A 22,774-nucleotide genomic window follows, 5' to 3' on the forward strand; every position below is an offset into this window, starting at 1 on the left:
GCCGCAGGGAAAGCTTTTTCAAATTTTGCGGAACGTGAAACAGATTCAAGTTCCGCAATTGCAGCTGATTTTGAATCATCCTGCCGTTTGGCTATGCCGATTGCGCCAGAGTTCTCCAGCCTTATCGAAGAACAGCGCATAGCTTTCATTGTCGGCAGATGCTGCCGTCATCATCCCCATGGCAGCGGTGGCAACGATTGTATTTTCTGCGCGCTTGTCCACGGCCGCACCGGACCAGACGCCATACCAGTATTCAAATGAGCTGAAGTTCGAATGCTTGTCTCCGCTCTCTCTGGATAGTGTGGGAAGCAGCAGATCTATTTCACGACCGTCCAGAAGTCTGTGGACGGTATGGGCCCTGTGTGGAACCAGTTCCGCAACATCGCGGCTGGTCGAAACAACCGAGATCGACGGCAAGCCAAGAAGCGCACCTGCATCGCGATGCAATTTGCGATATGCGGGTTGGGTAACCCCAAGGAAAGATGCCTTGAGGTTCATCGGATTAAGCAGATGAACGAGGCTGTTCATCGATGAACGCGACTCAAATAGGGGGTAGAGTGCCATCAGCGCATGGATCTGGGGAGCGAAACCGGCCATAGGCATGAAGCATATGCCGTGTGCTCTCAATGCATCTTTCGCCAAAGAGTGTGATGTCGCGATCGGAAGATTGATAGCTTCAGCAGCGATCTCAAGCTTGCCCGATATCTCGCCGGTACCGCAGTTTCCGTGCAGGACAACCGGAAAGCCAGCCCGGGCGACCAGCAATGCCGAAAGCATGAACCACGGTGATTGCATGGAATTGGGCGACAGATAGGCTGGCCAATCCAGTGCAGGCATATTCAGTCCGGCGTCGGCTGAGTAAATTCTTCTTGCCGCCCGCGCCATGCCAGCCAGTTCCGGTGCAGTTTCTCCACGGTAGTGAATAAGCCGTAGTAATGCACTGATCTGCATCGGATCGGCATTCCCTGTGAAAATCGTCGTGAAAGCATCCTCGGCTTCGGACATTTCCAGCGGGCGGGTGTGCCCGGCTTTTCGCCCTACCACAGCGATATATTTTGCAAGCCTCCTGACCGGATCATTTTCGCCCTGGATGTCCGCGAACTGCGCCGCAAGCTGTTCCGGCGTGGGGTGGTTTTCAAGCTCGACCACCTTACGGATCCCGAGCGGCGGCGGTGCGACGATGGCGCTTCGGTTCCAGCCATGATGGCCGGTGCAACTGGATTTCGGCACTTCGGCGAGATTCAAATTGAGGAGTGTTTCAGCTTCATTCGCAAGGCGTCGCAAACGCGCACGCAACGCTTCAGCTTTTGGCGTGGCCACCATGTTACGTCCCGAGCGAACCAGAATGGGGTCGTTAAACTTCTCGCGGATCTGGCCAAGCAGCCGACTCATCGCCGCAATGCTCAACCCCATCTGCTTTGCAGCACCGCCCACACTGCCCTCCACAAGAAGTGCATCAAGAGCGATCAGCAGGCGTAATTGTCCCAAGCGAAGGCTTTCGTTCTCACCTTTCGCCGTTTGCTGCTGTGTTTCCGCGTCCTTGCCCGACATCACTTTTGTGCCCGTTCATTTGCAGTTTTTGGAACTTAGAATGCTTATAAAACATGACGATTGACGTCACCTTATCGCCATACATAAGGAGACTTGAAAACTCAACTTTAAACGGTGACGAAAATGACGAGCTTGTTTCGGGGATTGTGGGCCGATGGTACACAAAACAGGCGTATGGCTGGCAAACCGCTCGTGTACCGGGCGATCCTTGCGGGCACGTGTCTTTCCACAGCGCTGCTTTTGAGCGAAGCGGTTGCGAACGCGCAAACCGCGACCAAGGCCACAGAAGAAGCATCTTCAGAGGCGAGCGCCAAGAAAAAGGCAGCGGAAGCAGCCGTCGAGACGAGTGCCGACGGAGCCGTCAAACTCAAACAGATCGTTGTCACGGCGACCGGGTTCGAACAAAACATAACCGACGCGCCCGCAAGTATCACCGTCGTTCCCGGAGAAGAGTTGGAAAAAGGCGTCTATCGCGATCTGACGGACGCTCTAAAAGATGTACAAGGCGTAGCTGTAACCGGTCCCGCGGCTGAAAAGGACATTTTCATTCGCGGTCTTCCCGGCTCCTACACGCTGCTTCTGGTAGACGGCAAGCGGCAGAGCACCCGCGACGCTCGCACCAACGGCAACTCCGGCTTCGAGCAGAGCTTCCTGCCACCGGCGAACGCCATTGAACGGATCGAAGTCATTCGCGGCCCAATGTCCTCGCTCTACGGATCGGACGCCATGGGCGGCGTTATCAACGTGATCACCAAAAAGGTGTCGGACACGTGGAGCGGCTCTTTCTCGGTCGACGGCACGGTACAGCAGCACTCCAAATTCGGAAACTCATTGCAAGGCTCCTACTATATGACCGGGCCGCTGGTTCCCAATCTTGTGGGCGTTCAGCTCTGGGGGCGTGGTCTCAAGCGGCAGGAAGACAATATCGTCAGCGGCACGCCTGAGCAGAAGGATATCGACATCACGGGGCGTGTCACGATCACGCCGAATGAAGATCACGATATCATGCTCGAACTGGGAAAGACGCGCCTTCGTCGCGACTCCACCGTTGGCAATACGGCAGCGTCGGGTTCGGACTCCTACAACTACAATGATCGCGATCATTGGTCTATCAGCCACACCGGCCGCTGGGGTCCGACAACATCGGAGTTCTCGTTCCAGCAGGAATGGGCGGAGCGCACCAATTTCAACTGGGACAAGAAGACGAAGAGCTATGTCGAGAATCTACGTTCTCCGCACATCCGCAACTCTGTGCTCGATGGCAAGTTCACAACGCCGTTTGAATTCTACGGAAATCACACCCTGGTAACAGGGGGGCAGTTCATGCAATCAGTGCTCACCGATCAAAACCCGGGACGTCGCACCGGTTTGGACGAGGAATTCAGTGTCCGCCAGTGGGCGCTCTTTGCCGAAGACGAATGGTGGATCACCCCGGACTTCGCCCTGACGGGTGGCCTGCGCATGGATGACCATGAGATTTATGGATCGCATTTCAGCCCGCGCGGCTACGCCGTCTGGCACGCAACTGAACAGTTGACGTTCAAGGGCGGCATCTCCACAGGTTTCCGCGCACCAGAACTGCGCACTATCGCCCCTGGGTACGCTTATACGACGGGTGGGGCGGGATGCTCATACGGTCCTAACGGCACCTGTGGCGTGATCATCGGCGATCCGGACCTGCAGCCAGAAAAGAGCACGAGCTATGAAGCGAGTGTTCTCTGGGACAATCAGTCCGGCCTTCGTCTGGGCGCAACGTATTTCTACACGGATTTCAAGGACAAGATCAGCAATGCATTGATCACGGATGCGAACGGTGATCCTGTTCGCTGGAGCGAAGATCCCAATTATCGCCTCTGGTACAGCTTCAACATCGATGAAGCCGTGATGCAGGGTGTGGAACTCACCTTCAACTGGGAAGCAACCGACACGATCACCTTACGCGGTAACTATACCTACACCGACTCCGAACAGCAGACAGGTGATTACAAGGGCTTGCCTCTGGCACGCACGCCGAAGCACATGGCGAGCCTGCGTGCGGACTGGATAACGCCGGTTGAAGGCCTGAGCGCATGGGCAGCCGGTAACTACCATGGCGAAGAAACCAATGCGGGCGCGCGTATCGGAACAGCCGGCGAACCCGTCTACAGAAACGGCAAGGTGGTCGCCCGTAAATACAAGCCCTATGCGACCTTCGATATTGGCGGGTCTTATGACTTCAGCGAGAATGTCACCTTGAATGCCGCCGTTTACAACATCTTCGACAAGAAGGTGGACGTGGATGACTTCAATTCAGTCGTCGATGGGCGTCGTCTCTGGGTCGGAATGACCTCCCGCTTCTAGGATTGCAAGCCAAGACGCCCGCCCCAACGGCTGGCGTCTTCCACTGATGGGATGCTCCTATGAGCGTAGCGACGATGGTCGTAAAATGGGTGTGCCTGACAATGACGGGGATACTTACCACTTCAACCGTGCAAGCTGCCGAGCCTGTCACTTCGTCGTTTGACATGGAGGCCAATGGCCTTGCCTACCGTATATTCACTGCTTCCCCCAAAGGTGCGGCACCCGAAGGCGGTTACCCGGTCATATACATGATTGACGGCAATCGCATGTTGCCGATTGCTGCAAAACGCATGGCGGAAAACCCAGCATTGAAAGCTGTCTTTGTCGGCATCGGTTATCCCACCGACAATCCGGAAGAAATTGTCCGCCTGAGATATTTCGACCTCACCCCTCCCACACGCGATGATCTGATCCCGGTTCACTTCAATGTACCGAAGACAGGAGGACGAGATGCCTTCTTCAACTTCATCGACAATCAGGTGAAGCCTGAGATCGAAAAGCGTTTCAACATCGACAAAGACCGGCAGGCTTTATTCGGGCACTCTCTGGGCGGGTTGTTTACACTATATGCCCTGTTCAACCACCCGGCTTCTTTCCAGAGTTATAGTGCAGCAGACCCATCGATCTGGTGGAATGATCGCTCAATTTTGAAAGATAAGGATCAGTTCGTCACGAGTTCCAAGGATAGCCTTCGCCCCATTCGCTTGCTTATAGAAACCTCGGGCAAACGCGGTAACCGGCCTGGCCAGACGAAGCAGGATGATAACCGGTTGAAGAAACTGCGCGGCGGGCCCTCTGGTGCGGATATCTTCAAGGAGCTTTCTGAACTGCCGCAAATGGATGCAGCGTTCCGTCGTTTTGAAGATGAGAGCCACGGATCAATGATACCGTTAACGGTAGAAGACAGCCTCGATTTCATCCTGCTCGGAAAAGCTCCCATCGTTAAAAACAACTGAATTTTACCTCTCCGTCTTTGACGGCGAAGATACTTGACTGCACAGGATTGATGAAAGGATCGAACACCATGCTGAATATCGCTCAACAGGTTTCCCGCTTGTGTGGTGCCGCTGTCGTGGCACTTGGCGTCGCTGCATCTGCAAATGCCGCGGATTTAACCGTCAAGCATGCCCAAGGTGAAACAGCGGTTCCAGCCTCACCGGAAAAAATACTGGTTTTCGATCTTGGTACCCTCGACAATCTTGACCGTCTCGGCGTCAAAGTAACCGGCGTTCCCAGCGGCATATCGTTTCCTGAATATATGAAGAAATATCAGGGCGATGAATACGTAAAGATCGGCACATTGTTCGAGCCTGATTATGAGGCCGTCAACGCGGCAGAGCCTGATCTCATCATCGTGGCAGGCCGTTCAGCCGCGAAATACGGTGAACTTTCGAAAATCGCACCTACGATTGATCTCACTACCAACGCGAAAAACTTTATCGCCGACACTGAAGCCAATGTGGAAAAACTTGGCCAGATTTTCGGAAAGGAAGCAGAAGCAAAGGCTGAAGTCCAAAAGCTTGATGCTGCGCTTGCTGCCCTGAAGGAAAAGGCTGCCAATAAGGGTACAGGGCTTCTTATCCTCACATCCGGCGGAAAGATCAGCGCCTTTGGTCCTGGTTCGCGCTTCGGAGTCCTTCATGAGAGCTTCGGCGTCAAGCCGGCAGCGCCAGACCTTTCCACTGGCAATCATGGCCAGCCTGCCAGCTCGGAATTCATCCTGGAAACCAACCCGGATTGGTTGTTCGTCATCGACCGCGATGCGGCGATTGGTCGGGAAGGCAATTCGGCCAAGCAGGTTCTCGACAACGACCTCGTGCGCCAGACCAATGCCTGGAAGAAGGACCAGGTCGTCTATCTGAACGCTCAGAATTGGTATCTCGTCGGGGGCGGCCTCGGTGCGCTTCACGGCACGGTCGATCAGCTTTCGCAGGCTTTCGACAAGGCAAAGTGACAGCTTTCCAAACCCAATTCGATCGGGCCGCCATCGGTGGCCCGAATTCGTAATCAGGCAATAGAACAGGAAATGCGTGTGAAGGGACTTGCAGCAGCCGTTATCGTTGTTGCCGTACTGGCTGTCATAAGCCTGTTTATCGGCGTCAGCGAGGTATCGCTGAGTACGCTTTTTGGGGCAGGAAGCACAGACCGTGCCACTGAAGTTCTGCTCATCAGCCGCATTCCGCGCACTCTTGCTATCATTCTGGCGGGCATGTCCATGGCCGTTTCGGGAATGATCATGCAAATGCTGACCCGAAACCGTTTTGTTGAACCGTCAACAGCTGGCACAGTGGAATCCGCAGGTCTCGGCATTCTTCTGGTTATACTGTTCGCACCGGAGACGCCGGTTATTGGCAAAATGCTGGTTGCATCCGTCACAGCGCTTGCTGGAACAGCTCTGTTCCTTCGTATTCTCCGTACAATTCCATTGCGTTCCGTTCTTGTCGTGCCCCTGGTCGGCATCATGCTTGGCGGTGTTGTCAACGCGATCACCACCTTCATTGCTTATCGCTTTGACCTCCTGCAATCGCTCAATTCCTGGACGACCGGCGACTTTTCCGGCGTTCTTCGCGGGCGCTACGAATTGCTCTGGTTCGCGTTCAGCCTGACTGTCATCGCCTACATCGCCGCCGACCGCTTTACGGTCGCGGGACTCGGCGAGGATTTCACCACCAACCTAGGTCTCAACTACCGCCGCGTGGTCACACTTGGCCTAATCATCGTCTCGATGGTCAGTGCATCGGTCGTCGTGACGGTTGGCATGATACCTTTCCTGGGGCTTATCGTTCCCAATGTCGTCAGCATGTTCATCGGTGACAATATGCGGCGCGCGGTGCCATGGGTTGCGGTGCTCGGCGCAGGGCTCGTTCTTGCCTGCGACATCGTCGGACGGTTGGTCCGCTTCCCCTACGAAATCCCGATCGGAACGATGATGGGTGTCGTAGGGAGCGTCCTATTCCTCTACCTTCTGTTGCGGCGAGGTTCACGCCTTGCTTAAGCGCCCTACCCTGAACCTCACGCTGCTTTGCCTGCTCACGTTGCTTACAGTCGCCGCATTCATGACTGTCGGCGCAAAAGGAAGCTGGTCCTTTATCCTGTCCTTCCGCGGTACCAAACTTGCAGCCATGGTACTGGTTGCTTATTCGATTGCAGTTTCGACGGTCTTGTTCCAGACCGTCACGAACAACCGCATCCTGACGCCCTCGATCATGGGCTTCGATGCGCTCTATATCCTGATCCAGACCGTGGTGGTCTTCTTCTTCGGCGCTGTGCAAATCGACTGGCTCGGACCGAACATTCGATTTCTCGCAGAAACCGCCATCATGGTGGTTTTCGCCGGGACGCTCTATTACTGGCTTTTCTCGGGCGCCACACGCAGCCTGCATCTCGTTATGCTCGTCGGCATTGTCTGCGGTGTGTTTTTCCGCAGCATTTCCAACCTGATGCAGCGGATGCTCGATCCAAATCTTTTCGCCGTTCTGCAAGATCGGTTTTTCGCCAGCTTCAATACCATCAACAGCGACATTCTGATAATGTCGGCCGTCATCGTTGTTGCAGTTTCGCTCTACGGCCTGCGCTTTATTCACGTCTTTGACGTGCTGTCTCTCGGGCGCGACCCCGCGATCAATCTTGGCGTCGATCACCAGCGGGTCGTGCGCAAGGTCCTGTTCATGGTCACAGTGCTGGTTTCGGTTTCCACCGCACTGGTCGGGCCCATTACCTTCTTCGGCTTGCTGGTGGCCAACCTGGCCTACATGATTGCAGGTTCGGCAAAGCACCGAATTATCCTGCCAGTGGGGGCCCTGCTTGCAGTTTTCTGCCTCGTGGGCGGACAGACCATTCTTGAACGTGTCTTCTCGTTCAACTCCGCACTCAGCGTCATTATCGAGTTTCTGGGCGGCCTTGTCTTCATCATCCTTCTCGTCAGGGGGCACGCGCGTTGATTGAAATCAGCCAAGTCAGCAAATCCTACAATGGCACACTGGTCGTCGATGATGTGACCCTGAAACTGCCAGCGCGCGGCATAACCTCGATCATCGGTCCGAACGGTGCGGGAAAATCTACGCTACTCTCCATGGTGAGCCGTCTCCTGCCTATGGACAAAGGGCGAGTTACCGTAGACGGGCTCGACGTTTCGACGACATCGGGTGACGTGCTGGCAAAACGGCTGTCGATACTGCGGCAGGAGAACGCAATCAATTCCCGCCTGACCGTGCGTGATCTTGTAACTTTCGGCCGTTATCCCTATTCCAAGGGTCGTCCCAATAATGAGGATCGCAAACATGTCGAACAGGCCATCGGCTATCTCGGCCTTGACGATTTAAGCGGGCGCTTTCTGGATGAGCTTTCCGGTGGGCAGCGCCAGCGCGCCTTCGTGGCAATGGTTCTCTGTCAGGACACGGATTACGTGCTGTTGGATGAACCGCTCAACAATCTCGACATGAAGCATTCGGCTTCAATGATGAAGCTGCTGCGCCGGGCTGCGGATGAACTTGGAAAAACGGTCGTTCTGGTTCTGCACGACATCAATTTCGCTTCATGCTACTCCGACCATATCGTTGCCATGCGCCACGGCAAGGTTGTCCATCAGGGAAGCCCGGACGAACTCATTCATCCGGAAATCCTCGAAGACATTTACGAGATGGAGATTGCCGTCGAAATCATCGGCGGGAAGCGTATCGGCGTTTATTATCTTTAGAGCGCCGATCTGATCCAATCGGATCGAAACGCGCTCTAAGCAACCGCGCTGGATGGAAACAGTGCCTGCAAGGCATCGTATGATGCCAGAACCGTTTCCATTTGCGCGGTATGTCCTTTGACGAACGCATCCCCATAAATCGTTTCGTCAGGATATTCGGTGATCAGCGTCAGCGGCACGGTGTGTCGATCATCCACACCGACAAGGCATGGGAAGCCGTTGATAATGCGGAAACCCGTTTCACCGGCATGTTGCTCGAAAAGCCTGATCTGGGCGTTGTTATAGGCAACCAGCCCGTCAATAGTCGCCAGATGCTTCGTTACCCGGTCTATCAGTTCCTCCGCTTGCCGTTCCCATGAAGCGTGATGTCGGATGATCAGGAAAAAGCCCTTTGGCAGGGTCCACATGGCAAAAGAACGCGGCACATAACCCGATAGCGGGCGCGTCCATTCATGCGACGGATAGCCGTGCAGATTGACATGCAGTTTTGCGCCTGTGAGCTTTTCCGCCTCAACGCGGATAGCCTTTTCGTAAAGCCCCTCGCCTTTGCGATACTCCAGATCGTCACCGAGCGCCGTATAGCGGGCAGCATGATGCATATGATGCGGTTGCAAGGCGCAAAGCCGTTTGTGGATTTCGTATCCGTCGGGGTTTTCCTGCGGTGAAATCGTGAAATGGGCGCTTTCACGCGAGATCAGCCGGTTGGCCGCACGCAGTGCGCCGACGACACCCGTGGTCTCGTTGGCATGTTGACCTGCGCTGATCATCATCGCCGCGTCGCTGCCCTTGACGTAGGTCGCGCGAACGCTCCGACCTGCACGGCTTTTTGCCTCAAAGGGCAGGCCACCGAGCGCGATAATCTCACGCTTGATCTGATCTGCGGAAAGTGGCGCCTGAGCCTCTCCCAGCACCTGTTCAGCGGTCACTGCATCAGCTGTGGCAAGCGGACGTGTTTCGACCCTGACTGAAGGAGCCGCATCGTAAAAGCGGACTTCCGGTACGATCTGGCCCGGTTGCAAACCACGATCCCCGACCGGACGGCCGGACTTTTTCTGGAAAACTTCGAGCAGCGAGAAATAGATATCCTCGTGCATGGCTTCGGTGAGGCTAAGCCTTTCCTCATCGTAAGGCAGGCGGCGGTCGGTGACCGGGAGACTGACTGCAATATTCAGTTCGTCAAAATAGGGTTCGCCATGCTTCCAGTCATGCGCGGCGATAACCGAAATCGTATCGTGAAACAGCTTTTCGTATGATGTTTCAAAGCGTTCGCTATCAGTTCTGCCATGATGCGTGATGGACAGCCAGCCAGTGGGCGAAACCAGCGTTTCGCCGATGAAATCCTCGTGCACGCGGTTTGGAGCAAAAACCCGGTGGTTCTCACTGTTACCATCGGCAAAAAGCAGATCAACTTCATAGTAAAAGTCGTCTTTCCCAGAAGCGGCGAAAGTGACATCCACCCCCGGCAGCAGCGCGGACAACGGATAAGTCTCCAGGAGAAAGCGGTTCTGCACGCAGGCGTCATGACGAGGATAGCGGATCGCAGCCGACCTCAGCGTGACGCTATCCACCTCTTCGAGAAAGAAGTGAAGGAGTGGTTTATAGGCAGAACGGAATCGTGCCTCGACACCTGCTTCACGCAGCTTCATTTCGGCGGCAAAGCGGCTCGGCTGGTCGTCGAACAACCAGGCTTCCATTTTCGCGCCGCGCATTTCCGGTTTCATAAAACGTTCAACAAGCGCGTGAACGGTGCGGGGATAGATTTTCTCAAAAAGCACGCTCATCGTGAAATCCTGCCTGTTGGATCGAGGCTATCGCGCAGCCAGTCTCCAAGGAGATTGAGGCCCAGCACAGTGAACAGAATGGCGAGACCCGGAAATATGCTCACCCACCAAGCGGTTTGGAGATAAGTGCGTCCGTCGGCCAGCATGCCGCCCCAACTCGGGATAGTCGGATCAACACCGAGGCCAAGGAAGGTCAAGCTCGATTCCAGCAGGATGTTGTTTGCGACATTGAGAGTCATGAGCACGATCACCGGCCCGAGCAGGTTCGGTAGCAAGTGCTGGAAAATGATGCGCCAATCCTTCACGCCGATAGCGCGGGCCGACAGGATGAATTCCCGCTCGCGTAGCGATAGTACCGAGCCCCGCACAAGTCGCGCATATTGCACGCATTGCGAGACGATCAGCAGAATGATGGTGTTGAATAACCCGCCGCCCAGAATGGCCATGACGGTAATGGCAAGCAGGATGAAGGGCATAGCCAACTGCACATCGACAAAGCGCATCAGCGCCATATCCCAGAAGCCGCGATAATAACCGGCGACAAGGCCCATGACCGTGCCGATGACAACGGAGCCGATCACCGAAACAAAACCGACAAACAGCGAAATCTTGCCGCCGGTGACGACACGCGCCAGCACATCACGGCCCAGCGGATCGGTCCCGAAAATATGTGCCGGATTGACAAATGGCGGCGTCAGGCGCGCCAGAAGATCGATCTTGTTAGCGCCACCGGGAAAGAGATAGCCCGAGAAAACCACAGCCAGACAAATACAGCCGGTGAGCACGACGCCGACGATGAACTCAAGGCTCGCAAAACGCGAAAACAGAACGGATGAAGTCTTGGTCGCCATCGGTCCTACTCCGTGCGAATACGCGGATCGACAAGGCCATAGGCGATGTCCACGAGAAGATTGACGCCGATGATCAGCATGGAAAGGATTGCGATAGTGGCCTGCAGAACCGGATAATCGCGCCCGGCCACGGCGTCAAAGGCCAGTGTGCCCATGCCCGGCCAGTTGAACACCCGCTCGACTACCACGATACCGCCAAGAAGTCCGCCGAACTGGAGGCCGAGATAAGTGATCAACGGGATCGCGCAATTGCGCAGCGCATGCTTGTAGAGAACCTTGTTCTCGCTCAATCCCTTGGCCCGTGCCACCATGATATATTGCGATTGCAACGTTTCCAGCATCGACGTGCGCACGAGACGGACATTCGTTGCCGTCAGGATGATGCCCATGGTGAGCGCCGGCATGATGAAGCTCGCAATGCCACTCATGCCGCTTGGCGGCAGCCACTGCAGTGAGATGCCAAACAGCAACACCAGCATGGTCGCCAGCCAGAAATTGGGAAAGGAAAGGCCCACCAGCGAGCAAATGCGGATCAGCTGGTCGGCCCATTTTCCGCGGGACACGGCCGCCTTGATCCCGAGCGGGACGGAAATCACGATGGAAACGAACAGAGAAGCGAAAGCCAGCATCAGCGTGGCAGGTAAGGCGCCAGCCACCAGCGTCGATACGGGCGTACCGCCGAGGAAACTGCGCCCCAGATCCATCGTGAAAAGACCCTTCAGGAACTGCCAGTATTGAACGAAGAACGGCTGGTTGAGACCAAGACCTTCGCGGATGCGTGCAAGATCGGCTTCAGTGATACTACCCGCGCCCTGCGTCAGCATCAATGCCGGATCGCCTGTCAGGCGGACCGCGAAAGCGACAAGCAGCGTCATCGCGACGAGCACGAACAACGCCTGCAAAATTCGTTTGATCAGAAATCCGGCCACCAGTGCGCCTCCGAAATGCTGCGGCAAGCCGGACATATCCGGCTCGCCGTATTGTCATTCTTGCTTACTCGACGGTAACGTCCGTCAACCGCAGACGGCTGTCGGGAACCGGAACGAAGTTCTTCACGCGCTTGTTGACGCCGAAGATCGCCTTGAGGTTATAGAGCGGCATTTCGAGTGCGCGGTCGGCTGCGTAATGCGCGATTTCCTGCAGGAGCTTTTCACGCTCCCCGCGGTCAAGAACCGAACGCTGTGCTTCGAGCATCTTGTCCAGCTTTTCGTCCTTGTCGTAGGGATTCCACTTCTCGCCGGAATGATACATCGAATAGGCAGTGTTGTCGTAGTCGAAGGTCCAACCGCCCCAGGACTGCTGGAACATGGCACCCGTCTTGCCCTGCGGAATGATGTCGTTCAAAAGGACGTTGGTATCGTAAGGCTTGATGGTTGCGTTGATACCAACCATTTGCAGGAAACTCGCGACTGCCTGCGCCACTTCATTGAAGCTTGCCTCCTGCCCACGCACATCGATCTGCACAGTTGCGCCGGGTTGAACGCCCGCTTCTTCGAGAAGCTTCTTCGCACCTTCCGGATCGTAAGGCAGCGGCTTCATATTCGGATCGAAGCCGAAGGATAACGAGCCCTGAAAGCTGGCAATCGCTTCCGCCTGACCTGCCAGAATGGACTGGATGATCGCATCGCGATCCACCGCCATAATCAGCGCCTTGCGCACGCGTTCATCTTTGGTGATGCCGTCAGCGGTATTGAAGCGCAAGGCATAAACCGTCGGTCCCGAAGCGGTGACGAGCTCCAGTTTTGGGTCGCCCTGAATTGTCGGGATCATTCCAATTGGAATGGTCGGCGGGATAACCAGATCGACGCGACCGGCCTGAAGTTCGGCAACGGCGGTCGAAGGCTCGGTTATGAAGCGATATTCAAGTTCCGAAAGCTTCGGCGCACCACCCCAATGGTCTGCGAAAGCCTCAAGCTTGATGTTTACCTTCGGCTCATATGAGACGAACTTGAACGGCCCGGTCCCCACCGGGTGCATATTGAAATAATCGTCGCCCTTTTCCTGAATGTACTTTGGCGGAACAATCATGCCGCCGTAACCGGCCAGCTTGGTGATAAGAACCGGATCAGGCGCCTTCAGATGAAAATCGACGGTCTTTTCGTCGATCACTTCCACCTTTTCGATTGCTATATAGTTGGAACGCTGAGGACCTTTCGCTCCTTCATCGCCCAACAGACGCTCGAAGGTGAATTTGACGGCCTCCGCATTAAAAGGCTCACCGTTCTGGAACTTGACATTCTCGCGGAGATGGAAGCGAATGCGCTTGCCCTCGTCCAGTTCTTCCCACGAAGTCGCGAGTGCCGGGACAATCTTGAGGTCCGGTCCACGATAGACAAGGCCATCGAAAATATTGGTGGCGACAGAAGCCCAGTTGACGAGGAAAGTGTCGATCGGGTCCCAACTGCCTGGGTCCTGCGGGGACGAAATGGTGAGCTTTCCGGCAGCGAATGCCGGAGCAGATGCAAACACAGCCGTCGACAACGCAGAAGCCATGAAAACGGCTTTGAGTGTTTTCCTTATCATTGTTTTCCCCTTTGGGTTTCGTTGAGCTTTTATGGTTCAGGCAGTTTCAGCTACAAAATGCCCGGCTGCGACCTCGCGATGTTTATAAATCGCCGGTTTGTCGTCGATCAGGCGGGTCGTGCTTGGAATTTCACCTTCCAGTGCAGGTCGCTTGGTCCGCGCAGTCGGATCGGCAATCGGCACAGCCGACAGAAGCCGCTTCGTGTAAGAATGTGATGGGGTTTCGAAAACCTGCTGGCGCGATCCAAGCTCCATGATCTGGCCGAGATAGAGAACCGCGACCCGATGGCTCATCTTCTCGACCACCGCCATGTCATGACTGATGAAGAGATAGGCCAGATCGTGCTCTTTCTGCAGGTCCATGAACAGATTGATGACCTGCGCCTGAATGGAGACATCCAGCGCTGAAAGCGCTTCGTCGGCAATGATGAGCTTCGGTTTGGAAGCAAGCGCACGCGCAATGCAAACGCGTTGACGCTGACCGCCCGAAAACTCATGCGGATAGCGCCTGGCGTGTTCCGGGCCAAGGCCGACACGCTCCAGCAACTCGGCAACGCGTGCATTGATCGCCTTGTCATTATCGAGAAGGCCATGCGTACGGATGGGTTCGGCGATAGAAAAGCCGATCGTCTTGCGTGGATCGAGCGATGCGAACGGGTCCTGAAAGATATATTGGACTTCACGGCGCATTGCATAGCGTTCGGCCGCGCTCATTGCCGAATAAGCCTTACCGTTGAAGCGAATGTCCCCGGACAGTGGTGTCTGAAGTTGCTGGATTGTGCGCCCTATGGTCGACTTGCCCGAACCGGATTCACCAACCAGCGCCAGTGTCTCGCCCGGATAGATATCGAAGGCGACATTCGATACCGCGTTGCAGACATGCGTGATCTTCCCGAACAGGTTCTTCTTGATCGGGAAGCGCACATAGAGATCGTCAACAGAGAGCAGAGGCTTGCTATCGTAGCGCGCAGTGTCCTGAATGCGTTCCCCCCCCGACACCACCGGCACACCATCGCGCATGGTCATGACCGGCATTCGCTTGGGAAAGGCTTCACCCGTCATGCTGCCAAGTTTCGGCACCGCCGACAGCAGCGTTTTGGTATAGGCATGCTGCGGCTTTGAGAAAATCTGTCCGACTGGACCTTCCTCTACCTTTTTACCCTTCCACATCACGACGACATCGTCGGCCATTTCCGCCACTACACCCATGTCGTGTGTGATGAAAATTACCGCCATTTCAAGCTCTTGCTGCAACTCCCTGATAATGTGCAGTATCTGGGCCTGAATGGTCACATCGAGAGCGGTCGTCGGCTCGTCGGCAATCAACAATTTCGGGCGGCAGGCAAGCGCCATGGCGATCATGACACGCTGGCGCATACCGCCGGAGAGTTGGTGCGGATAGCGCTTCAACAGCCCTTCCGCATCCGGAAGCCGCACCATTTCGAGAAGTCGCTTGCCTTCTGCAAGCGCCGCCTGCTGGGTCATGCCCTCGTGCAGCATCAAAACTTCGGATATCTGGTTGCCGATAGTGAAAACCGGGTTGAGCGAAGTCATCGGCTCCTGGAAGATCATGGCGATCTCCTTGCCGCGAATGCTTCGCATCGTCTTCTGGTCAGCCTTGAGCAGATCGCGCTCGCCCAACATAATTCGACCTGAGGGGAACTTCGCGCCGCTCATATCGGCAAGCCGCATGATGGAAAGCGACGTAATCGACTTGCCTGAACCGGATTCCCCCACCACAGCCAACGTCCGACCGGGATGGACCGAAAAGCTCAAATCGTCAACGACACGGCTTGCCCCAAATTCGACACTGAGGCCATCGACGGTCAGCAAAGGCTTTGAAACTGGCTCACTCAATTCGGTTCCGCTCAAACTCTGACCCTCTTAAAGTGTGATGGCAGACCGCGTGGCCTGATTGAATGCGCCGGACATGAATCGCAAAAGGGCAGCCACCTCCGAAAGCGTTTCTTCCGAAGGTCGTGCATTGGAAGTGGAATCGACCAGAAGACGCTCCCGAATCTGCGCATAACGCGCGCAAGCTTCAGCTCCCTTGGCGGTGATCTTCACCGTTTTTTCCTTGGCAGCCTTGCCGGTGGTCAGCAAGCCGGCACTTTCGAGCTTGCGAATGGCATAAGTTGCAATGTGCGTGTCTTCAATATCGAGAACGAGGCAGATATCGGCAAGCTTCTTTTCGCGATCCCGATGGCGGATCGAGTGGAGAATAAGCACTTCGATAGGGGAAAGACCCGGCAATCCTGCCGCAGCCATGCAACGTACCATCCAGCGGGAAAACGCATGAGACGCGAGAATAAGGCCATACTCGACCTCGGACATGCCGGGCGAACCGCCTTCAGCGAGATGGGCGGATGAAACGATGGGGCCAATCGAAGCAACAGGACGCAGATGCTTGGGCAGCGCAACTTCCTCGAAACTCGCTTCCCGAATCTCGGTGGAGAACGTCGCAGTTACTTCACCGTCCCTTTTCTTCCCCATTCTTGCTGCTCCCTCATTTATGTGTATTTTATGTCACCATCTTATCGACATTTTGTCAATAAAGTGGGACTATGAAATTCTGAAAAGATTTCAAAATGCACCAGTTGCATTGGATGAGGGAGCCGATAATGAGCGGAACGGGACGTGGAGTATGGGATTTCTGGATCGACCGCGGCGGCACATTTACCGACGTTATCGGACGCGATCCACAGGGCCAGCTTCATGCGCGCAAGGTTCTCTCCGAAAACCCGTCCGCCTATAAGGATGCTGCTGTCCATGGCATTCGCCTGCATCTGGGCCTGAAAGCTGGCGATCCGGTTCCCGCTGGAATCATCGGAGAAGTCCGTATGGGCACGACAGTCGCCACCAATGCGCTGCTGGAGCGCAAGGGCGAGCGGCTGGCGCTGGTGACCACCAAAGGCTTTCGCGATGCGCTGCGCATCGGCTATCAGGAACGCAAGAACATCTTTGCAACCGAGATCCTCAAGCCGGAGGCGCTCTACGAAAAGGTGGTCGAACTGAACGAGCGCGTACAGGCTGACGGGACAATTGAAACGGCGCTAGATCCCACCGAAGCCGAAAGCGCGCTGGTCGCACTGAAAGAACAGGGCTACAAATCCGTCGCCATCGCCCTCATGCATGCTTATAAGTTCCCCGCGCATGAGGCTGAAATTGCTCGCATTGCGCGCGACCTTGGCTTTGAGCAGGTCTCTGTCAGCCATGAAGTTTCGCCGCTGATCAAACTGGTCGGACGGGGCGACACCACCGTCGTTGATGCATATCTGTCACCCGTTCTCCGCCGCTACGTTGCACAGGTAGCAAACGAACTGGATGTCGAGCGCACAGGCGCGCGCGTCATGTTCATGATGTCGTCGGGCGGCCTTACGGCGGCTGACCTGTTTCAAGGCAAGGACGCCATCCTCTCCGGTCCGGCGGGCGGTGTCGTCGGTCTCGCCCGCACCGGCGAAACGGCCGGTTTCCCGAAAGTCATCGGCTTCGACATGGGCGGCACTTCTACAGACGTGGCCCATTTCGACGGCGAATATGAACGTGCTTTCGAGACGGAAGTGGCTGGTGTTCGTGTTCGCGCACCCATGATGCTGATCCACACGGTTGCCGCTGGCGGTGGCTCGATCCTGCATTACGACGCCGGGCGTTTCCGTGTCGGCCCGGACTCGGCAGGCGCCAACCCCGGCCCGGCCTGCTATCGCAATGGCGGACCTCTCGCAGTCACCGACGCCAACGTCATGCTTGGCAAGCTGCTGCCGGAATTTTTCCCGGCGATCTTCGGCCCTGAACAGAACCAGCCCCTGGACGTTGAGCGGGTGCGCGAACTCTTTACCGCGCTCGCCGCCGAAATCGGTGACGGTCGTTCGCCTGAAGCAGTGGCCGACGGTTTCATCCGGATTGCGGTGGCCAATATGGTTGAGGCCATCAAGAAAATCTCCGTCCAGCGCGGATATGATGTGACGCGCTATGCCCTCAACTGCTTTGGTGGAGCTGGTGGCCAGCATGCGTGTCTCGTGGCCGACGCGCTCGGCATGAAAAGTATCCTTCTTCATCCGATGTCGGGGCTCCTGTCAGCCTATGGCATGGGCCTTGCTGATATTCGCGCCACGCGCCAAAAAGCGCTTGGCGTCCCACTCGATATCGACGCTCCTAAGGCGTTGAAGGAGCTAGGCGAAGAACTCGCGCAGGAATGCGTTGCCGAACTCACTATACAAGGCATAGAAGCAGATGCTGTTGAGCGACAACTGCGTGCTCACATCCGCTATGCTGGTACCGATACGGTCCTCTCCGTCGAAGCCACCTTCCCCGAAGAGGACAGCGCCGACCGTCTTCGTGCCGAGTTTGAAGCCGCGCATAAGCGCCGTTTCGGCTTCATTGCGGAAAACAAGGCTCTCGTTATCGATGCTGTCGAAGTAGAAGCCGTTGGCGGCGGCGCGGGTGAGACCGAAAGCGCGCAATCACTTGAGAGCGATCTGGAAGCCGCAACAGCCAAGCGGACACGCTTCTTCTCGCAAGGCGAATTGCACGATGCGGGCGTTGTCTTGCGCGAACAGATGCAGCTTGGCCAGACTGTTACCGGCCCGGCGATCATTATCGAGAAGAACCAGACAATCGTCATCGAAGACGGCTGGCAGGCGCGTCTGACCACCCATGACCACGTGGTGCTGACACGTATCAAGGCGCTTCCCGCACGTACGGCCATCGGCACTGAAGCCGATCCCGTCATGCTTGAGATTTTCAACAATCTCTTCATGTCCATCGCCGAACAGATGGGCGTGACGCTTCAGAACACTGCCTATTCGGTCAATATCAAGGAGCGTCTCGACTTCTCCTGCGCTGTTTTCGATGCTGCAGGCAATCTCGTTGCAAATGCCCCTCATATGCCGGTGCACCTGGGCTCCATGGACGCATCGGTTGCCACCGCTATTCGCGAAAACAGTGACATCAAGCCCGGTGATGTATTCCTCATCAACGCCCCATATAATGGCGGCACTCACCTTCCCGACCTCACCGTCTGCACGCCGGTCTTCGACGATAACAATCGTGAAATCCGGTTTTGGGTCGCAAGCCGCGGACATCACGCGGATATTGGCGGCATCGCGCCGGGATCCATGTCGCCGCTTGCGGTCAATATCGAGCAGGAAGGCGTCTATATCGACAATTTCAAGCTGGTGGACCGGGGTACGTTCCGGGAAGATGCACTAGCTGATCTGTTGACCGGCGCAACCTATCCTGTCCGCAACCTGACCCAGAACGTCAACGATCTGAAGGCGCAGATAGCAGCCAACGAAAAGGGTGTTGCCGAGCTGAAAAAGATGATCGGGCTTTTCGGCGAGGATGTCGTGAAGGCTTACATGGGCCATGTTCAGGACAATGCTGCCGAGAGCGTGCGCCGAGTGCTGGACAAGCTGCCGGATGGCCATTTCACCTATGAAATGGATCAGGGTTGCAAGATCGAAGTGCGAGTTATGATCGATAAGGAAAAGCGTGAAGCGACTGTCGATTTCACTGGCACGTCCGAACAGCGTTCCGACAATTTCAACGCACCACAACCTGTCACCCGTGCGGCTGTGCTCTATGTGTTCCGCGTGCTGGTCGAAGGCGACATTCCGATGAATGCGGGTTGCCTGCGCCCGATCAAGATTATCGTGCCGGAAGGCTCCATGCTTTCACCACGCTATCCGGCAGCGGTCGTGGCCGGAAATGTCGAGGTCAGTCAGGCGGTTACCAACTGTCTGTTTGGCGCGACCCGGGCGATGGCCGCAGCGCAAGGCACCATGAACAATCTGACATTCGGCAACGACGAATATCAATATTATGAAACCATCTGCTCGGGCGCACCGGCCGGCCCCGGCTTCAACGGCGCGGATGCGGTGCATACACATATGACCAATTCACGCCTGACCGACCCGGAAATTCTTGAAACCCGTTTCCCGGTATTGCTGGAAGATTTCCACATTCGGGAAGAGTCGGGCGGCAAGGGCAAATGGAGCGCTGGCGACGGCACCAAGCGCACGATCCGGGCATTGAAGAGGCTGGAATTCGCCATTCTCTCCGGGCATCGCCGCGTAGCGCCCTTCGGCCTCGATGGCGGCGAGGCGGGACAAACCGGCCGTAACGAAGTGCGCCGCGGGGACGGTTCGGTTGAAGTGCTTGGCAATTGCGACCAGACCGTTCTGGAGGCAGGTGAAGCCTTCACCGTCGTCACACCGACCGGTGGCGGGTACGGAAAACCGGGATAATCCGACATTATAAAGATTACGCCGCCTTCAAGGCGGCGTTTTCATTTCGAGGCGTACCTTGGCGAGCCAGAATCCCGACCATTAATGGAAGCATCTTCCTGCTTCTCATCTGGACAAATACCCCAGATGGAATACAATTTCATCCTATCACTGATAATTAGAAATAAACTCTCAATTGAGGGGCGTTGCGACCCGGTTTCGACGCATCATTAGAATTAAATTTCTGCGATCAATAGGACATCAACCAGATCACGGATACCACAATGAAATTCGCTCAGATTCTCGCTACCGCAGGCATCATTCAGGCAGTTCTCCTCACTGGCGCAATGGCCGGAAAAAAACTCGACGCCATCAAGTCGGCTGGTGTCTTGAAAATTGGGACTGAAGGCACCTATGCGCCGTTTACCTATCACGACAAGGACAACAAGCTCGTTGGTTTCGACGTCGAAATCGGTGAAGCGGTTGCCGCAAAGCTCGGCGTTAAGCCGGAATTCGTTGAAGGCAAATGGGATGGTCTCATCGCAGGTCTTGATGCCAAGCGTTATGACGCCGTCATCAATCAGGTAGGCATTACCGAAGAACGCCAGAAGAAGTTCAACTTCTCCAATCCCTATATCGTTTCGAAGGTCGTTTTGATCGTCAATGACAAGAACGATACGATCAAGGACTTTGCGGATCTCAAGGGCAAGAAATCGGCTCAGTCCCTCACCAGCAACTATGGGAAACTGGCGAAGGAAGCTGGCGCCGAACTCGTTGCTACTGATGGCTTCGACCAGTCGATCCAGCTGGTTTTGACCGGCCGCGCCGACGCCACACTCAATGACAGCTTGTCATTCCTCGATTTCAAGAAGCACCAACCGAAGGCACCGGTCAAGGTTGTCGCCGAAAAGGAAAATGCGGACGCGTCCGGCATTATCGTCCGCAAGGGCGACGACGAACTCGTGGCGGCCATCAACAAGGCCCTCGATGAAATCAAGGCCGACGGCACCTACGACAAGATTTCGCAGAAATATTTTGGCCAGGACGTCTCCAAGTAAGCGCCGTCTCGGTTCATGCCGCGAAGCCGGAAGCTACTTCCGGCTTCGTTTTATTGTGATCGCGAAAAACTATTCCAACGACATGAATGCCAGACTGTATAAGATATGAGCGCCCAGCTTCATTTCAGTCTGACGCTTAGATATTGATGAGGAGCCGAAGAACGTGCCCGATTGGCTTCAACTAATGGCGGAGTCCCTGCCCACCCTTCTGTGGGCTGGATTGATTTTCACCATCCCCCTCACTCTTTTGTCCTTTGCTTTCGGCCTTACGTTGGGGCTGTTGACAGCACTTGTACGGCTGTTCGCGCCGCTCTGGCTTTCGTCCATCGCCCGCTTTTATGTCTGGATATTCCGCGGCACACCGCTGCTTGTGCAGTTGTTCGTGATCTTTTACGGCCTGCCCAGCGCAGGCATCTATCTGGATGCTTTTCCTGCGGCGGTAATCGGCTTCACCCTAAGCGTCGGCGCCTATAGTTCGGAGATAATCCGGGCTGTGATATCAGCCGTTCCGAAAGGTCAATGGGAAGCGGCTTATTCCATCGGCATGAGTTGGCGTCAGGCCCTCTCGCGCACCATTCTGCCACAGGCGACCCGTACGGCAGTACCACCGCTTTCCAATTCCTTCATTTCCCTGGTGAAGGATACTTCGCTCGCCGCCGCAATCACAGTGCCAGAGCTTTTCCAATCAGCACAACGCATCGTCGCCACCACTTATGAACCTCTCATCCTCTATATTGAAGCGGCTCTGATCTATCTGGTGATGAGTTCCGTTCTCTCCGCCCTGCAGGTACGGCTGGAACGACGCTTCGGTCGCTATGGCGGCACGCTGGAGACAAACGCATGATCGAGCTGCAACACATCGTGAAGCATTTTGACGACGCGGTCATTCTCAACGACATCAACGTTGCAATTGCAGAGGGAACGGTAACCGCGCTCGTGGGCCCGTCCGGTGGCGGCAAGAGCACGCTGTTGCGCTGCATCAATCTGCTGGAGGTACCGACATCCGGCACTCTTGTTCTGGGTGGCCAGAGCCTCAGCTTCGAGCCTGACCGCAAGCCCAGCTGGCAAGCGATCCAGTCAATCCGCCGTCAGACGGGTATGGTTTTTCAGAACTTCCAGCTCTTTCCACACCAGACGGCGATCCAGAATGTGATGGAAGGGCTGGTTACTGTCCTGAAATGGCCGAAGGCCAAGGCAAAGGAACGTGCGATGGAACTGCTCACGAAGGTGGGCATGGCTCACAAGGCAGATGCCTGGCCTTCGACCCTTTCCGGTGGACAGCAGCAACGCATCGCTATTGCGCGTGCACTGGCCCCCTCGCCGCGGGTGCTGTTATGCGACGAACCTACCTCGGCGCTCGACCCCGAGCTGGCATCAGAAGTCGTTGATGTTCTGAGCAAGCTCGCCCGGGAAGGCACGACCATGGTGATCGCGACACATGATCTGCGGCTTGCATCGAAGATTGCAAAAAATGTCGTCTTTCTCGAGTCGGGCAATATTGTTGAAACCGGCTCCGCACACGAAGTTTTCACCCGGCCTACGCGTGAGCGCACGAAACAATTCGTCGCGACAATCAACGCAGCCCATACTTACGATATTTAACCTGTAGCCAGGTCGGTTCCGTAAGGGCTTTCGCCACCAGCGAAAGCCCTCGGCACGCCGTTGGCTCAAATTTCATACGTGTATTCGAAATTTTCCGGCGGCTCCCGACAGCCTGCCCCTTGGTAAAACAGAAAACCACTGTTACATT

General features: G+C 55.7%; 17 protein-coding genes. 10 read left to right on the plus strand and 7 right to left on the minus strand.

The genetic code is table 11. The annotated features are described in order from the left end of the window. Window positions 1-75 precede the first annotated feature (75 nt). Window positions 76-1,551, minus strand: coding sequence for a glycosyl transferase family protein (locus ABWW28_RS10210; RefSeq protein ID WP_176587634.1), 1,476 nt, complete (start codon window positions 1,549-1,551; stop codon window positions 76-78). Between the two features lie 174 nt (window positions 1,552-1,725). Between ABWW28_RS10210 and ABWW28_RS10215 the strand changes: the two genes are divergently transcribed. From ABWW28_RS10215 to ABWW28_RS10240, 6 genes are all read left to right on the plus strand, one after another. Next, a complete protein-coding gene (locus ABWW28_RS10215) occupies window positions 1,726-3,891 on the plus strand; it encodes a TonB-dependent receptor domain-containing protein (RefSeq protein ID WP_176588014.1) in 2,166 nt (721 codons plus the stop codon). Window positions 3,892-3,950: 59 nt separating this feature from the next. Further along, window positions 3,951-4,847 (plus strand): alpha/beta hydrolase, encoded by an 897-nt coding sequence (locus ABWW28_RS10220; protein WP_176587633.1) that lies wholly within the window; start codon window positions 3,951-3,953, stop codon window positions 4,845-4,847. A gap of 50 nt (window positions 4,848-4,897) precedes the next feature. Continuing rightward, window positions 4,898-5,845 (plus strand): siderophore ABC transporter substrate-binding protein, encoded by a 948-nt coding sequence (locus tag ABWW28_RS10225; protein WP_376780754.1) that lies wholly within the window; start codon window positions 4,898-4,900, stop codon window positions 5,843-5,845. Window positions 5,846-5,923: 78 nt separating this feature from the next. Next, on the plus strand, window positions 5,924-6,886 hold the full coding sequence (locus ABWW28_RS10230) for an ABC transporter permease (protein ID WP_113477004.1): 963 nt from the start codon (window positions 5,924-5,926) through the stop codon (window positions 6,884-6,886). Beyond that, window positions 6,879-7,832, plus strand: coding sequence for an iron chelate uptake ABC transporter family permease subunit (locus ABWW28_RS10235; RefSeq protein WP_176587631.1), 954 nt, complete (start codon window positions 6,879-6,881; stop codon window positions 7,830-7,832). Before ABWW28_RS10230 ends, ABWW28_RS10235 begins: the two co-directional genes overlap by 8 nt. Beyond that, window positions 7,829-8,587, plus strand: a complete 759-nt coding sequence (locus tag ABWW28_RS10240) for an iron ABC transporter ATP-binding protein (RefSeq protein WP_113462803.1) — start codon at window positions 7,829-7,831, stop codon at window positions 8,585-8,587. Before ABWW28_RS10235 ends, ABWW28_RS10240 begins: the two co-directional genes overlap by 4 nt. Window positions 8,588-8,622: 35 nt before the next feature. On the opposite strand, the gene ABWW28_RS10245 is transcribed toward ABWW28_RS10240, so the two are convergent. From ABWW28_RS10245 to ABWW28_RS10270, 6 genes are all read right to left on the minus strand, one after another. Beyond that, window positions 8,623-10,368 (minus strand): M14 family metallopeptidase, encoded by a 1,746-nt coding sequence (locus ABWW28_RS10245; RefSeq protein ID WP_176587630.1) that lies wholly within the window; start codon window positions 10,366-10,368, stop codon window positions 8,623-8,625. Beyond that, complete coding sequence (locus ABWW28_RS10250; RefSeq protein WP_113462805.1) at window positions 10,365-11,219, minus strand: ABC transporter permease; 855 nt, start codon at window positions 11,217-11,219, stop codon at window positions 10,365-10,367. Before ABWW28_RS10250 ends, ABWW28_RS10245 begins: the two co-directional genes overlap by 4 nt. Before the next feature lie 5 nt (window positions 11,220-11,224). Next, entirely contained in the window at window positions 11,225-12,148 is a 924-nt protein-coding gene (locus tag ABWW28_RS10255) for an ABC transporter permease (RefSeq protein WP_109986641.1), read from the minus strand. Between the two features lie 64 nt (window positions 12,149-12,212). Further along, on the minus strand, window positions 12,213-13,742 hold the full coding sequence (locus ABWW28_RS10260; protein WP_176587629.1) for an ABC transporter substrate-binding protein: 1,530 nt from the start codon (window positions 13,740-13,742) through the stop codon (window positions 12,213-12,215). 36 nt (window positions 13,743-13,778) lie between these two features. Beyond that, window positions 13,779-15,614, minus strand: a complete 1,836-nt coding sequence (locus tag ABWW28_RS10265) for an ABC transporter ATP-binding protein (protein ID WP_176587628.1) — start codon at window positions 15,612-15,614, stop codon at window positions 13,779-13,781. A 12-nt stretch (window positions 15,615-15,626) separates the two neighbouring features. Next, window positions 15,627-16,235 (minus strand): winged helix DNA-binding protein, encoded by a 609-nt coding sequence (locus ABWW28_RS10270; RefSeq protein ID WP_006469058.1) that lies wholly within the window; start codon window positions 16,233-16,235, stop codon window positions 15,627-15,629. Window positions 16,236-16,348: 113 nt separating this feature from the next. Between ABWW28_RS10270 and ABWW28_RS10275 the strand changes: the two genes are divergently transcribed. From ABWW28_RS10275 to ABWW28_RS10290, 4 genes are all read left to right on the plus strand, one after another. Next, on the plus strand, window positions 16,349-19,987 hold the full coding sequence (locus ABWW28_RS10275) for a hydantoinase B/oxoprolinase family protein (protein WP_176588013.1): 3,639 nt from the start codon (window positions 16,349-16,351) through the stop codon (window positions 19,985-19,987). Window positions 19,988-20,250: 263 nt separating this feature from the next. Further along, a complete protein-coding gene (locus ABWW28_RS10280) occupies window positions 20,251-21,024 on the plus strand; it encodes an amino acid ABC transporter substrate-binding protein (RefSeq protein ID WP_176587627.1) in 774 nt (257 codons plus the stop codon). A 163-nt stretch (window positions 21,025-21,187) separates the two neighbouring features. Next, entirely contained in the window at window positions 21,188-21,868 is a 681-nt protein-coding gene (locus ABWW28_RS10285; protein ID WP_006469061.1) for an ABC transporter permease subunit, read from the plus strand. Continuing rightward, the gene (locus ABWW28_RS10290; protein WP_176587626.1) at window positions 21,865-22,626 is read left to right on the plus strand and encodes an amino acid ABC transporter ATP-binding protein; all 762 of its coding nucleotides are present in this window, start codon (window positions 21,865-21,867) and stop codon (window positions 22,624-22,626) included. Before ABWW28_RS10285 ends, ABWW28_RS10290 begins: the two co-directional genes overlap by 4 nt. Window positions 22,627-22,774 lie beyond the last annotated feature (148 nt).

This window comes from Brucella sp. NBRC 14130 (genome assembly GCF_040371715.1).
GTDB classification, from domain to species: Bacteria; Pseudomonadota; Alphaproteobacteria; order Rhizobiales; family Rhizobiaceae; genus Brucella; species Brucella intermedia.